This window comes from Paenibacillus brasilensis (assembly GCF_009363115.1).
GTDB classification, from domain to species: Bacteria; Bacillota; Bacilli; order Paenibacillales; family Paenibacillaceae; genus Paenibacillus; species Paenibacillus brasilensis.
On record NZ_CP045298.1, the window covers coordinates 4,452,094 to 4,466,842 of the forward strand.

A 14,749-nucleotide genomic window follows, 5' to 3' on the forward strand; every position below is an offset into this window, starting at 1 on the left:
AAGCATATCGTGTCTCGGAAAGGAGTGATCTGGATGCTAACAGGAATACGCATCCTTGTTTTGGGTGGCGATGCAAGGCAGCTTGAAGTCATCCGCAAATGTGTGGACATGGATGCTACTGTCAGCGTGGTTGGTTTTGATAAGCTTGAAGCGCCACTTAAAGGAGTATCACTAGAGCCATTGTCAGTCAAGCTGCTGGAATCGTCAGACGCGCTGATTCTGCCGGTTGTGGGATGCGATGAGGAAGGGAATGTGACTGCACTTTTTGGAGCGCAAAAGCTCCAATTTTTGAATGAGCATGCTGCTGCTCTTCCACCGCATTGCGTTGTGTACACAGGGATGGCGAGGACATACTTAAAAGATATTTGTAACAGGCACGATTTGAAGCTAGTGGAGCTGCTGGATAGAGATGATGTAGCCATATACAATTCCATACCTACGGCCGAAGGCGCATTGATGATGGCCATTCAGCATACAGATTTTACGATTCATGGTGCCGATTGCATGGTTCTGGGCATGGGACGGACTGGATTTACCATGGCAAGGGTACTGCAGGGCTTGGGAGCCAAGGTGAAGGTTGGAGTACGGCGGGCAGAGGAAGCGGCGAGAGCGGTGGGAATGGGATGGAGCCCTTTTATGACAAGGGATCTAGCGTGTGAGACACAGGGAGTTGACTTGATTTTTAATACGATACCCTCTATGATAATCACAGCGCAAATCCTGTCTAAATTGCCACTGAGCACCGTGATTATTGATCTTGCCTCCGCCCCGGGCGGATGTGACTTCCGTTATGCGGAAAAACGTGGCATTACGGCTGTGCTTGCCCCCGGCCTTCCCGGTATTGTTGCTCCCAAAACTGCTGGTACCATTATAGCGAATACACTGGTGCAGTTGTTAATGGAAGATAATCCTGAGCGGGGGGATGCACAATGAGTTGGCAAGGGAAAACAGTAGGTTATGCCATTACAGGCTCACATTGCACATTTGAAGAGGTAATGCCTGTTATACAGCGCTTTGTTGATGAGGGTGCTAAGGTCATTCCCATTATATCCAATACGGTACTAACAACGGATACTCGCTTTGGTAGTTCGCAAAGTTGGCAAAAACAGTTGAAAGATATAACAGGGAATGATATCATTTCTACAATTGTGGAGGCTGAACCACTGGGACCCTCCCAAATGCTCGATGTGCTGGTGATTGCACCTTTGACGGGGAATTCGATGAGCAAGTTGGCGAATGCAATGACAGACAGTCCGGTGTTAATGGCTGCCAAGGCGCAATTACGCAACGGTCGTCCACTTCTTTTGGCCATATCTACTAATGATGGATTAGGCTTGAATGCTGCCAATATCGCCAAGTTACTTGTAGCTAAAAACATCTTTTTTGTGCCGTTCGGACAGGACAATCCATTTAAAAAGCCAAACTCGCTTGTGGCTAATATGGAGCTGATTCCGGAGGCTGCTTACGAAGCAATGCAGGGCAAACAGCTTCAGCCGATGATTGTGGAACGCAAGACCCTATGAAGTACTATAGTTAACTGCTGAGCATCCCTCGCCCAGAAGATGATTCGATTATGTATCGGATCTAATTTCTTGTTGGCGGTGGATGCTTTCAGAATAAAAAAATGGTTTTTTAGTCGAGAAGGGGAGATACACCAGATGAGCAATAGAAAGTTTAATGTAGCTGTCGTTGGAGCGACAGGCGCTGTAGGAGAACAAATCGTAAATCTGCTGGAAAAAAGAGATTTTCCTGTGGACAAAGTCAAATTTCTTTCTTCGCCTCGTTCTGCCGGCACGTTAATTAACTTTAAAGGTCAGCAGATTCCAGTAGAGATTGCTACCCCCGACAGCTTTGAAGGAATCGACATTGCCTTGTTTAGTGCAGGTGGAGACGTAAGTAAGGAACTGGCACCACATGCAGTTCGTCACGGGGCAGTTTGCATTGACAATACGAATGCATACCGAATGGAACCGACAGCTCCTCTTGTAGTACCTGAGGTGAACAGCGACAAAATTGCCGAGCATCAGGGTATCATTGCCAACCCCAATTGCTCCACCATTCAGATGGTAGCTGCTTTGAAACCATTATATGATAAGTATGGCATTTCTCGTATAATTGTATCCACATATCAGGCAGTTTCCGGCGCTGGAAGTCGTGCCATTGATGAATTGAATCGTCAAAGTGCAGCGATCCTTCATGGTGAGGAAGTTCAGCCAGATCTGTTGCCGGTGGGTTCATTGCCAGTGAAGCATCAAATTGCTTTCAATGCTATCCCGCAAATCGATAAATTCCAGGACAACGGTTATACACTGGAAGAAATGAAAATGGTGCGTGAAACGAAAAAAATACTGGGTGACGAATCCGTAGACGTAACGGCAACATGTGTACGTATTCCTGTCGTATACGGTCACTCGGAATCTGTCTATGTAGAGCTTAAAAAAGATTATGATTTAGAAGAAATCCGCAATCTGCTTGCTTCAGCTCCTGGAGTAACGCTGGTGGACGATCCTGCTGCGCAGCTTTATCCGCTGGCATCCGAAGCTGCAGGAAAGCCGGATGTATTTGTGGGACGTGTACGCCGTGATTTGGGCAATAGCCGTGGATTAAATTTGTGGGTTGTATCCGACAATCTGCTCAAGGGAGCGGCATGGAACGCGGTGCAAATCGCGGAAATTATTGCTGCAAATGCGGAGTAACGTTCCCAAGGCAGGGAGTAAGATGGGGGAAGAATGATGGGTATTTTAGTTCAAAAATTTGGGGGGACCTCGCTGTCCACACCCGAAGCACGCCAACTTGTGCTGGGACATGTGAAGAGAGAACTGGAACAAAATGTTCAACTGGTTGTTGTTGTATCGGCCATGGGGAGGAAAGGAGAGCCTTATGCGACGGACACGCTGCTCGATTGGGCGGCGTCTAACGGCGATAGTCTTCCGAAGCGCGAACGGGATTTACTGCTGTGCTGTGGTGAAATCATTTCTGCTGCTACATTATGCAGCCTGATGGAGAAGGAAGGTATTCCTGCTACGGTGCTGACTGGTGCACAGGCAGGTTTTGTTACGGATGATCAATACGGCAATGCCCGTATTTTGGATATAAAGCCGGATCGAATTGTGGAAGAGCTGAATCAGGGCCGGGTCGTTATTGTGACAGGTTTTCAGGGACAGACGGCAAACGGTGATATGACTACACTGGGCCGGGGTGGCAGTGATACATCAGCCACTGCGCTAGGTGCTGCTCTTCATGCGGATATGGTTGACATTTATACGGATGTAAACGGCATATTGACCGCAGATCCGCGTATTGTAGAAAATGCCAAGCCGCTTTCGCATGTTAGCTATACGGAAATTTGTAATATGGCTCATCAGGGAGCAAAGGTTATCCATCCACGTGCTGTTGAAATCGCTATGCAGGCGAATATTCCGGTTCGTGTTCGGTCCACTTTCTCTGAAGGAGAGGGTACGCTGGTTACACACCCTGAAGGCTTCAAGGATGTGGAGGCAGACATCGTAGACCGTTTCGTGACCGGTATTGCGTATGTCGGCAACGTCACTCAAATTACCGTAGTATTAAAGCCAGGTTTGGAACATTTGCAGCTGAAGGTATTCAAAGCTATGGCTGAGCACGGAATCAGCGTTGATTTTATTAATGTCACTCCATCCGGAGCGGTTTATACTGTGTCGGATCAGGATGGAAGCAAAGCAGTTGAAGTATTGAACAATTTGGGTCTAGAGCCTAAGATTCTGGCCGGATGTGCTAAAGTTTCAGTCATAGGTGGAGGTATCAACGGGGTACCGGGCATTATGGCGACGATTGTAGAGGCATTAGCAGATTCAGATGTACAGATTCTTCAATCGGCAGATTCCAATACGACCATCTGGGTACTTGTAAAAAAAGATGATATGGTGCAGGCTGTACGCGCATTGCATAATAAATTTGAACTCCATCAGTAGGTGCATGTCCGTGCTCGGACTTGCAAAAAAAGGAGGCAGCATGGTGAACTTCGGCAGACTGATTACCGCGATGGTGACACCTTTTGATCAGCAAGGAGAGATTGACTGGGCTGCATTGTCCTCGTTAATTGATTATTTAATAGAAGAACAACATTCAGAGTCACTGGTCGTATCAGGGACAACAGGGGAGTCCCCTACTCTGAGTGATGATGAAAAAATCAAGCTATTTGCATTTGTTGTAGAAAAGGCAGCCGGACGATGTAAAATCATTGCCGGAACTGGAAGTAATAATACACGTCATTCCATACACCTGACCCGTGCCGCGGAGCAGGCAGGAGCAGACGGTGTGCTTCTGGTAGTGCCTTATTATAACAAACCGAATCAGGAAGGGATGTTCCGGCATTTTGAAAGCATAGCGAACTCTACTTCCCTTCCAGCTTTATTGTATAATGTTCCAAGTCGTACCGCAGCGAGTCTGACAACTGAAACGACGCTGCGTCTTGCACAAATCCCGAACATTGTGGGCACCAAAGAATGCGCATCACTCGCGCAGGTTACACAGATTGCAGCGGCAGCCCCAGAAGGCTTTGTAGTTTATTCAGGTGATGATGCGTCTGGACTACCCGCTATGGCTGTAGGCGCATACGGTATTATCAGCGTAGCCAGCCACGTGGTAGGCGCAGAAATGAAGCAGATGATCGAAGCACTTGTTGAAGGGCGTGCGCAGGAGGCAACAAAGTTGCATCAGCAGTTGTTTCCGGTTTTCAAAGGCTTGTTTGGCTGTCCTCATCCTCTGCCTAATCCAGTCGCTGTAAAATACGCATTGGAATTGCGGGATGTTAAGGTAGGTTCGGTTCGGCTGCCGCTTATTCCTCCTACCGAGGAGGAAGCGGAGTTTATTAAGAAGTTATTTACTCGATAATTAAAAATCCCGCAGTGAGAGTTGACTCATAGTAGGAGTATATTGTCAGAGGTAATCCTATCAGCAAAACCGAGAGAATTTATAGCCTGAAGATCCTTCGGCATGAAGGGCGTTCTTATGGAGCGCCCTTTTTGTCGTGCTTTTAACCATCTGTCTAGATAAATGGACTGGACTAATGCTTTTAAACAGCGATGGGAAACCTAACGTAACAGACAGGATGACTTGTTTTTTCGTATTTTAATCATGTATAATGGGGTCAAGTGACTGGGTGCGGTATTTTTTTGAAAATTAAATAAACAAATCAAGGTACGACGTCCAACTACCATAGGAGGTTTAGATTCATTTGTCTAAAAAAACAAACAACGATAAATTGATGATTTTCGCTTTGGGCGGCGTCGGTGAAATCGGGAAAAATATGTATGTCGTTCAATACGGCAATGACATTGTCGTGGTGGATTCCGGTCTGAAATTTCCGGAAGAGGACATGCTTGGCATTGATATCGTTATTCCTGATATTTCCTACCTTACAGAGAACCGCGACAAAGTAAGAGGCATTGTGCTGACTCATGGTCACGAGGACCATATCGGCGGTTTGCCTTACGTGCTGAAACATTTGAATGTACCGGTATACGGTACCAAATTGACGCTGGGATTGGTGGAGAACAAGCTGAAGGAAGCGAATCTGCTTGGCGAAACCAAACGTATTTTGATCAATGCTGATTCCGAAATCAAGCTGGGTTCCACGCTGAAGGCCACATTCTTCAAAACAAACCATAGTATTCCGGATTCTGTAGGTGTATGCATTGATACTCCTGAAGGTGCTGTTGTTCATACAGGCGACTTCAAGTTTGATCATACTCCGGTTAACGGACAATATGCAGATTTACAGCGTATGGCTGAAATCGGTGCACGTGGCGTACTGGCTCTTTTGTCAGATAGTACCAATGCTGAGAAACCGGGCTTTACACCTTCGGAAAAGAGCGTTGGCATCGTGCTGGAAGATATTTTCCGTAAGTCGAGACAGCGTGTGGTTGTAGCAACTTTTGCTTCCAACGTACACCGTATTCAGCAGGTTATTAATGCTGCGGAAGCGACAGGACGCAAAGTGACGGTTATCGGTCGCAGCATGGTTAATGTCGTAGGAATTGCTTCTGATCTGGGCTATTTGGAAATTCCAGATGGAATGCTGATCGAGCCTGAAGAAGTTGGCAAAATGTCGGCAGATCGCGTAGTTATTCTCTGCACAGGCAGTCAGGGCGAGCCAATGTCCGCTTTGACAAGAATGGCTCGTTCTACACATCGTAAAGTAGATATTCTTCCGGGAGATTCGGTTATTATTGCAGCTACTCCGGTACCTGGTAATGAAAAATATGTGGGTCGCACGATTGATGAATTGTTCCGTTTAGGTGCCAATGTATATTACAGCGCAGCTAATCCGGGGATCCACGTATCTGGGCACGGAAGCCAGGAAGAACTCAAGCTGATGTTGAACCTGATGAAACCTAAATTCTTCCTGCCAATTCACGGTGAGTTTAGGATGCAACGCCGTCATGCTCTTCTTGCTGAAGGAGTAGGTGTAGAGCCTGAAAATATCTTCATCACAGATATAGGTGAAGTCATTGAAATTCAGAACGGCGGGGCACGCAGAGCTGGTAAAGTTACAGCAGGCAACGTCCTAATCGACGGACTGGGTGTAGGGGATGTAGGAAATATCGTATTGCGTGACCGTAAATTGCTCTCACAGGACGGTATTCTGGTTGTTGTTGTAACGCTGAGCAAGCAAGATGGCACGATTAAATCGGGCCCGGATATCATTTCCCGTGGTTTCGTATATGTTCGTGAATCGGAAGGCTTGTTGGATGAAGCCAATCGTATTGTCTCAAGTACATTGCATAAGCTCATGAGTGAAAATGTAAATGAATGGGCTTCCCTCAAGACAAATGTCAAGGATGCACTGGGTCGCTTCTTGTACGAGCAAACTCGTCGCAGACCGATGATCCTGCCAATTATAATGGAAGTGTGAGTCAATTGAAATTTGTTGGAAAACCTGAATTAAAAACTTAAGTCACAGGCACACAGTCGCCTCTCTCCCGCAGGAAATATTGGACGGTTTCCGCGGGTTGAGAGGCTTTTTTGGCTTTTTTAGCTGAGTCGAACGCATGGGAGTGGGTATAAAAGATTCCATTTTCATCCCATACTATAGGGTGAATACGGGTCACATAGATGCGTAAAGCGAAAGGAAGATCACCCAATATGGAACAATACAGCAACTTATCATCTGGCAACGAGGAAACGGAAGCGCCGGATCAACCGGAAGTTGGGCAAAGACCTGCTTTACCTGCAATGGAGGCCTTACAGCAGTTGGGACAAACCTCCATGCCTGGAAGCGAATCCAATATTTTTTGCATGACGATTATCGGCCAAATTGAAGGACATCTCATTTTACCACCTCAAAACAAAACGACAAAATATGAGCATATCATTCCTCAACTGGTCGCGGCAGAGCAAAATCAACGGATCGAAGGCTTAATGATATTGCTCAACACAGTTGGTGGTGATGTAGAGGCAGGGCTGGCTATTGCTGAAATGATCGCTTCCATGAGTAAACCAACGGTGACCATCGTCATTGGCGGAGGACATAGTATCGGTGTGCCGATTGCCGTATCATCTACCTATTCCTATATTGCCGAGAGTGCGACAATGACCATTCACCCCATTCGTATGAGCGGACTGGTCATCGGAGTACCGCAAACGTTTGAGTATATGGAGAAAATGCAGGAGCGTGTCGTGCGTTTCGTCGTTTCCCATTCCCGTATCACGGAAGAGAAGTTCAAGGAACTGATGTTCAAAACCGGGGAATTAAACCGCGATATTGGTACAGCAGTTGGTGGAGCTGATGCAGTAAAATATGGATTGATGGATGCGGTTGGTGGCATCGGAGAGGCACTGAAACAGTTGAACACCATCATTGAAACACGACGCCAGCAAAACGGGATGCCAGGGACTCAGCAGCAGGCCCCATTTGCTTCTTTTTCACCCAATGCTACGGGTAGCCCTACAGGGACACTTTCAGGTGAGCATAATGGGGGGATGCCCCAATGACCTTATATACTGTGATGCCAATGGAAATGGTGTGGGAAGGTATGTGGAAGGAGCCAGAGGGGGTTGCTGAGGTTCGGGTGGATGGTTTGCTTATGCAGGTGCAGCCTCTCGAAAGTCGCCGAGGAGTCATTGTCCGATTGTTGGACTGTCCACTGGAAGCCTACCTGAATCCGCGTTATGAGCCAGGGAAAGTCATCGAGTGGTCGTAGAAGGTGTCGAATAACACAAAAATAGGTCGTGTATTGTTGAAAAAGAACATATGTGCGGATACCGAGTGACGTGGTATAATATTCTTCTGGGGGGTGACCTTGTATGTCCAGAAGAAGAAAAAAGAAAAAGAAAGCAGTGTTTGGCGGAGTACTAAAATTTGAAATTTACGGCATTGTGCTGATTACATTGGCGGTCATTGCGCTATCGGGTGAAGCGGCGGTTGGTCGGTCGCTATCCAAGATGTTCGGGCTTGTACTGGGAAAATTCTATTTTGTTATCCCTCTGATTGGCATTTATTACGGTCTGATGGTGATGATTCACCGTAAATGGCCGAACCAGTGGAACTCCCGTAAAACGGGATTGCTGTTACTGGTATTTGCCTTTACACTTATGAGTTCTATATCATCCATGGAGCAGCGTTTGGGGCCGATTAACGCGCTTCAGCCGGGCGGAGTGATGAGCCAAATACATATAGATATGCGTGAGCAGTTGCTGTCGCCTGACAAGCAAGGTCATACCTCCATGCTGAACAAGGATATTAGCGGCGGGTATGTCGGCGCATTGCAGCTTACCGTTCTGTTGTGGCTGTTCGGACTTACAGGAGCCAAGCTGATTATGATTGTAATGTTTGTTATTTGCTTCATGCTCTTGACCCAGCTGTCTTATGTGGATTTGGTACGGATTGTACGAACCAAGCTACTGGCAGCAGGGGGGATCATACGAAAAAAGTGGAATGGTAAAGCTACTCCACTTTCGGCATCTGGCAGAAGCAATAGAAAAGTTAAGTCCGAGCCCATTCCTCCTTATGAGGAGGATATGGATGATGACTTTGAAGAAATGCAGCCTCCGGCAGGCAAGCAGCCGATTTTCTTTCAGTTGTTTGGTCTTAAAAAATCAGATAAAGCTGACAAGGAAGAGCATTCCGTCCACATGAATGAGGATGATCATGAGCCTCCATATGAAGCTGAGGTTGCACAATCCCATTGGAGAAACGCAGGTCATGGGGAAGAGCGGCCTGATATGGTCGAGCATGCTGAGGAGGAAGCTTCAAATCCGGTAAAAAGGTCACCGATTATTCGGGATTTCTTTGAACAGGTGAAGCATGAGGAAAGAAGATCAGCAGCTGAATCTGAGGAGTCTTTGGCAGGGGCAGAGCAGTCGGATTCTGTCTATGATGAGCGGCTGGATGATAACTTCACGGATGCTGCTGTGAACACAGATATGGATGATGCATCAGCGGCCCAGAGTCCAACGGGAGGTATTGAAGGACAAGCTCAGACGACTGCGACCGGGCTAACTGGTGTAGAGACTGAAGATGTCGATACAGCTATGCCTGCTCCACCGCCGCCTAAACCGTATAAGCTTCCATCGTTTCGTTTGCTGGCCAAACCGCAAAATACGGGCAAAGGTATGGGGCAGAAGGATTACATGCAGACGGCACGCAAGCTGGAGGCAACGCTGGAAAGCTTCGGTGTGCGGGCGAAGGTACTGGAGGTTGTCCGTGGACCTGCCGTAACACGTTATGAAATTCAGCCGGACATTGGTGTGAAGGTCAGCCGGATTGTGAGCCTGACGGATGATATTGCGCTTGCGCTTGCTGCAAAAGATATCCGTATGGAGGCTCCGATTCCTGGCAAATCTGCTATCGGAATTGAGGTTCCGAATAATGAAGTTTCCATCGTAACGATGCGTGAGGTAATGGAGACGACCGTTTTCCAGGAATCAGCTTCCAATTTATCTATTGCATTCGGACGTGATATTGCAGGTCAGACGATTGTCGGTAATTTAGCCAAGATGCCCCATTTGCTTGTAGCCGGAGCAACAGGCTCGGGTAAATCAGTGTGTATTAATGGGATTATCACAAGCATCTTGTACAAAGCAAAGCCAGATGAGGTCAAATTCTTGATGGTCGATCCTAAAATGGTGGAGTTGAACGTGTACAACGGAATTCCGCATTTGTTGGCTCCAGTCGTGACTGATCCGAAGCGTGCCTCACTTGCTTTGAAAAAAATCGTAGTTGAAATGGAAAAACGCTACGAGTTATTTTCCAAATCAGGAACACGTAATATAGAAGGCTATAACAATCTGATGAAAGATAATCCGGCTGCATTTCTGCCATACATTGTCGTTATTGTCGACGAGCTGGCGGATCTGATGATGGTAGCTGCCGGAGATGTGGAGGATGCGATTGCCCGGCTTGCCCAAATGGCGCGTGCCGCAGGCATTCATCTTATCATTGCAACGCAGAGACCTTCGGTTGATGTAATCACTGGAGTTATTAAAGCCAATATCCCCTCACGTATTGCCTTCGGTGTTTCTTCGCAGGTGGATTCCCGTACCATACTGGACATGGGCGGAGCCGAGAAGCTGCTTGGACGCGGTGATATGCTGTTCATGCCGATGGGAGCCTCCAAGCCGGTTCGCGTTCAGGGGGCGTTCATGAGTGATCAGGAAGTGGAGAACATCGTTAACTACGTGCGTGAACAGGGTGAAGCGCAGTATGATGAAACGCTGGTGCCGGAGGTGGAGGAGGTATCGGCTGATGCAGATGAAATGCTGGATGAGCTGTATGATCAAGCCGTCAACATCATTTTGGAAGCTAAGCAGGCCTCTGTATCTCTTCTTCAGCGCCGGATGAGAATCGGTTATACACGTGCTGCACGACTAATTGACTCTATGGAGGCTCGCGGAGTAATTGGCCCTTACGAGGGCAGCAAGCCACGGGAGGTATTAATCTCAATAGAGCAATATCAGCAAAATAAAGTTAGCTCCTGATTATTCGCTTTTATCCAGAACAACATTAAATCGCTGTTTGTACGCTTGGGTGGTTGCTTCAATGTGGCAACTTCATCCGTACAGACAGCGTTTTTTTGTGCTGTTTTTTCAGGTGTTGCGGCTGCTTGTTGAAAGAAGATTAAAAGGGTGAATAGCTTCAAGCGGAGCTTGTCATAATAAACGTAGCCATCCTGTTAATCCCACAAAAGAAAGGTAGATCACAGCATATGAAAAAGACAATGGTCTGGATTTGCACGGGTATTCTCGTAGCCTCGGCTATTACGTACACAGGGCTTTTAAAAAATGAATCTGTACAGCAGCACGCACAACAGAAAGTACAAGCGGCCCAGCCTTCTCAGCCGACATTTAGCTCAGAAGCGATCAATTTTGGTTCTTACGGTCAGGATGTATATGAGTTGCAATCACGATTGAAGTTCCTGGGCTTTTTCGGCGCTCAAGTGGACAGCCATTTCGGTAGCAGTACATTAAAGGCTGTCAAAGGTTTCCAAAAGGAATTTGGTATGACTCCAGACGGAGTGGTCGGAGCGAAAACAAAATTGAGGCTGGTGAACGCAACTCCGAATTGGAAGCCAACAGAAACTCCTTTGCACCGTAGCAACCAAGGCTCTGCAAAGGGACAGACGACGGCTAATAATGATCAAAATGATGAAACGATGGGCTCGGCCAACACGATGGGACTATCTGAAAATGATCTTAAAATCATGGCCAATGCGGTCTATGGTGAATCCCGTGGCGAGCCGTTTGAAGGTCAAGTGGCCGTAGCGGCAGTTATTTTGAACCGGGTCAAATCCCCTAGTTTTCCAAACACACCGTCTGGGGTGATTTTCCAACCGGGAGCCTTTACAGCTGTAGCTGATGGCCAAATCTGGCTCACGCCGAATGAAACTGCGCAGAAGGCAGTACGCCAGGCACTGAACGGCTGGGACCCAAGCGGAGGCTGCCTCTATTATTTTAATCCGAAAACAGCCACCTCCAAATGGATTTGGAGCCGTCCGCAGGTGAAGACGATTGGTGAGCATATTTTTTGCATGTAAATCGCCGAAGCAGCCGGAAGCTTGTCTCCGGTTGCTTCTTGGCTTTTGCATGGTTAGAATAAAGATTGGCACACTTTACCTCTTTACAGGAAAATGGTTCATAGCGGCTCATGCTAATAAAAGGCTAGACGAAATTGACGCCACAAAGGAGTTTTGGACTTGAACAAAACAGGTTTCGAGCGTGGCACGCGCAGACAATTAAGGATTCATGTACTGCCGACCAAACGCTTTAAGACGTTTGCCATATCGTTGTATGTAGGTACTCCACTCCGAGAGGAAACTGTAACCCGAGTGGGACTGACACCATTCGTACTGCGCCGGGGTACAGAATCATATCCGCAGACTACACAATTCAGAGAGCAATTAGAACAATTGTATGGCGCGGGCTTTGGATTTGATGTTTATAAGCGCGGTGACTATCAGATCGTACAATTTCGTATGGATACGATTAATGACAGCTTTGTAAACAGCTCGGACAGCTTGCTGGATCGTTCGTTTGCTTTTCTCGGAGAAGTATTAACAAAGCCAGCCCTGGAAAATGGCGCTTTTCAAAGTGGATATGTTCAGCAGGAACGAGAAAATGTTCGGAAGAAGCTGGAATCTATAGTTAACGATAAAATGCGTTATGCCGCAGAACGCTGCTTGGAGGAAATGTGTAAAGATGAGCCTTATCGTCTGTACCCTCTCGGTCAGCGATCCGATCTCGAACATATAGATGCACAGGGCTTGTATCAGGCTTACGGAGAATGGCTAAATCATGCCAGCATGGATTTATACGTTGTAGGAGATACAACGCTGGATGAAGTTGAGAAGTATGTTGATCGGTATTTTCAGTTAAACCGTTCAGCGGAAACAGGGTATGCTCCCGAACAGCCCAAGTCGGTGGAGCGCGATATTCAAACAGTGGTAGAGCGTCTTGATGTGAATCAGGGTAAGCTCAACATGGGTTTACGTACCCCGATTACGTATGGTGATGATCGTTATGCTTCTGCTCTGATGTACAATGGAATTTTGGGCGGGTATCCGCATTCAAAGCTGTTCGTCAACGTGCGGGAGAAGGAAAGCTTGGCCTACTATGCCTCTTCGCGTTACGATGGTCATAAAGGCATTGGCACGATTCAGTCCGGAATTGAAATTCCTAATTATGAAAAAGCGGTTACGATTATTCGCAAGCAATTGGAAGATACGCAAAATGGAGCGATTACCGAGCTGGAAATGACTCAAACGCAGGCGATGATTCGCAACTTGCTCAAGGAAATGCAGGACTCCGCTTTTGAAATGATTGCCTATGATTTTAACAGACAGCTTTCCGGTAAAGAGCGGACGGTAGATGAGCTGCTGAGCCAGGTGGAGGCTGTCAAGGTGCAGGATGTTCAGGATGCCGCCCGGACGTTCCGACTGGACACTATTTATTTTTTGAGAGACCAGAAGGGGGAATAACGGGTGGAGCACATACCTTATGAGCATTTGCAGGAAACGCTGTACTATGAAGTAATGGATAACGGCTTACACGTCTATGTGTTGCCCAAACCAGGTTTTCAGAAGACCTATGCTACTTTTGCGACAAAATACGGTTCAGTTGATAATCATTTTCGTGTGGAAGGTCAACAGCCGATCAAGGTGCCAGATGGCATCGCACATTTTTTGGAGCATAAAATGTTTGAAGAGCCTGAGGGCGATATTTTTGCTACCTTTTCTTCCAATGGGGCATCGGCTAACGCATTTACGAGCTTTGATCAGACCGTATATCTTTTTTCCGCAACCGAGCGTATTCAGGAGAACTTGACCACGCTGGTCAATTTTGTGCAGCATCCTTACTTCACAGATGAAAATGTAGAGAAGGAAAAAGGCATTATTGGCCAGGAAATCAATATGTATGGGGATAATCCGGACTGGCGGAGCTACTTTGGTCTGATTGAAGCATTATACAAAGTTCATCCGGTGCATATTGACATTGCGGGTACTGTTGAATCCATCAGCACGATCACAAAGGAAACGCTGTATAGCTGCTATGAAGCTTTTTATCACCCAAGCAATATGATTCTTTTTGTGGTCGGCGGGGTGGACCCGGCGGAAGTGATAGAGCTGGTGCGTAACAATCAGGCGAAAAAGGACTATAAGCCGCAAGGAGAAATCGAGCGGATTTTTGATGAGGAACCTACCACAGTTGCAGAACCGCGCCGTGAGGTGAAGCTGGCGGTTTCTCTGCCGAAGCTGCTGTTCGGATTCAAGGAAGCCAAGGTTGGTCTGACGGGTGAAGAGTTGCTGCGTGATGATTTGGAAACCAAGCTGATGCTTGATCTCCTTTTCGGTTCCAGTACAGAGCTGTATCAAAAGCTTTACGATGAGGATTTGATTTCGGACAGTTTTGGTCATGAATATAACTGTACGACTCAGTATGCTTTCTCTGCAATCGGCGGGGATACCAAAGATCCTGATCGGTTGCTGGCGCGAATACGTGAAGAGGTGGAGTCCATCCAGAAGCATGGTTTCGTTGCAGAGCATTTTGAACGGGCACGCAAAAAGAAAATCGGTGGTTATTTGCGTACACTCAACTCACCCGAAAATATCGCACACGAATTTACAAGGCATCGTTTTCGGGGGAGTGATTTTTTTCAGCTGCTTCCGGTCTATGAAAGCATTACACTAGAGGATGTAAATCGCCGTCTCAAAAATCATATCCAGTGGGATCAAATGGCAATATCTCTGGTGGTGAGTCCGTAATGTCTAGGGAG

General features: G+C 47.0%; 12 protein-coding genes. All 12 read left to right on the plus strand.

The genetic code is table 11. The annotated features are described in order from the left end of the window. Positions 1 to 33: 33 nt before the first annotated feature. The 12 genes from dpsA to yfmH all read left to right on the plus strand — a co-directional run bounded on the left by dpsA (position 34) and on the right by yfmH (position 14,738). Positions 34 to 933, plus strand: a complete 900-nt coding sequence (gene dpsA, locus GCU48_RS21240; protein ID WP_025719870.1) for a dipicolinate synthase subunit DpsA — start codon at positions 34 to 36, stop codon at positions 931 to 933. Continuing rightward, a complete protein-coding gene (locus GCU48_RS21245) occupies positions 930 to 1,523 on the plus strand; it encodes a dipicolinate synthase subunit B (protein WP_152381363.1) in 594 nt (197 codons plus the stop codon). Before dpsA ends, GCU48_RS21245 begins: the two co-directional genes overlap by 4 nt. 135 nt (positions 1,524 to 1,658) lie before the next feature. Then, entirely contained in the window at positions 1,659 to 2,696 is a 1,038-nt protein-coding gene (locus GCU48_RS21250) for an aspartate-semialdehyde dehydrogenase (RefSeq protein WP_152381364.1), read from the plus strand. A 36-nt stretch (positions 2,697 to 2,732) separates the two neighbouring features. Then, a complete protein-coding gene (gene dapG, locus GCU48_RS21255; protein ID WP_152382220.1) occupies positions 2,733 to 3,950 on the plus strand; it encodes an aspartate kinase in 1,218 nt (405 codons plus the stop codon). 40 nt (positions 3,951 to 3,990) lie between these two features. Beyond that, positions 3,991 to 4,872 (plus strand): 4-hydroxy-tetrahydrodipicolinate synthase, encoded by an 882-nt coding sequence (dapA, locus tag GCU48_RS21260; RefSeq protein WP_152381365.1) that lies wholly within the window; start codon positions 3,991 to 3,993, stop codon positions 4,870 to 4,872. 343 nt (positions 4,873 to 5,215) lie between these two features. Beyond that, on the plus strand, positions 5,216 to 6,895 hold the full coding sequence (locus tag GCU48_RS21265) for a ribonuclease J (protein ID WP_025719878.1): 1,680 nt from the start codon (positions 5,216 to 5,218) through the stop codon (positions 6,893 to 6,895). Between the two features lie 230 nt (positions 6,896 to 7,125). Next, positions 7,126 to 7,974 (plus strand): ClpP family protease, encoded by an 849-nt coding sequence (locus tag GCU48_RS21270; RefSeq protein ID WP_025719880.1) that lies wholly within the window; start codon positions 7,126 to 7,128, stop codon positions 7,972 to 7,974. Further along, positions 7,971 to 8,183 carry a YlzJ-like family protein gene (locus tag GCU48_RS21275; protein ID WP_025719882.1) on the plus strand — a complete coding sequence of 71 codons (213 nt, stop codon included), beginning with the start codon at positions 7,971 to 7,973 and terminating at the stop codon, positions 8,181 to 8,183. Before GCU48_RS21270 ends, GCU48_RS21275 begins: the two co-directional genes overlap by 4 nt. Positions 8,184 to 8,286: 103 nt before the next feature. Continuing rightward, the gene (locus GCU48_RS21280) at positions 8,287 to 10,959 is read left to right on the plus strand and encodes an FtsK/SpoIIIE family DNA translocase (RefSeq protein WP_152381366.1); all 2,673 of its coding nucleotides are present in this window, start codon (positions 8,287 to 8,289) and stop codon (positions 10,957 to 10,959) included. 227 nt (positions 10,960 to 11,186) lie between these two features. Next, positions 11,187 to 12,014, plus strand: a complete 828-nt coding sequence (gene sleB / locus GCU48_RS21285) for a spore cortex-lytic enzyme (protein WP_152381367.1) — start codon at positions 11,187 to 11,189, stop codon at positions 12,012 to 12,014. Between the two features lie 159 nt (positions 12,015 to 12,173). After that, positions 12,174 to 13,454, plus strand: a complete 1,281-nt coding sequence (gene yfmF, locus GCU48_RS21290; RefSeq protein ID WP_152381368.1) for an EF-P 5-aminopentanol modification-associated protein YfmF — start codon at positions 12,174 to 12,176, stop codon at positions 13,452 to 13,454. Positions 13,455 to 13,457: 3 nt separating this feature from the next. Then, positions 13,458 to 14,738, plus strand: a complete 1,281-nt coding sequence (gene yfmH / locus GCU48_RS21295) for an EF-P 5-aminopentanol modification-associated protein YfmH (RefSeq protein ID WP_152381369.1) — start codon at positions 13,458 to 13,460, stop codon at positions 14,736 to 14,738. Positions 14,739 to 14,749: the final 11 nt, after the last annotated feature.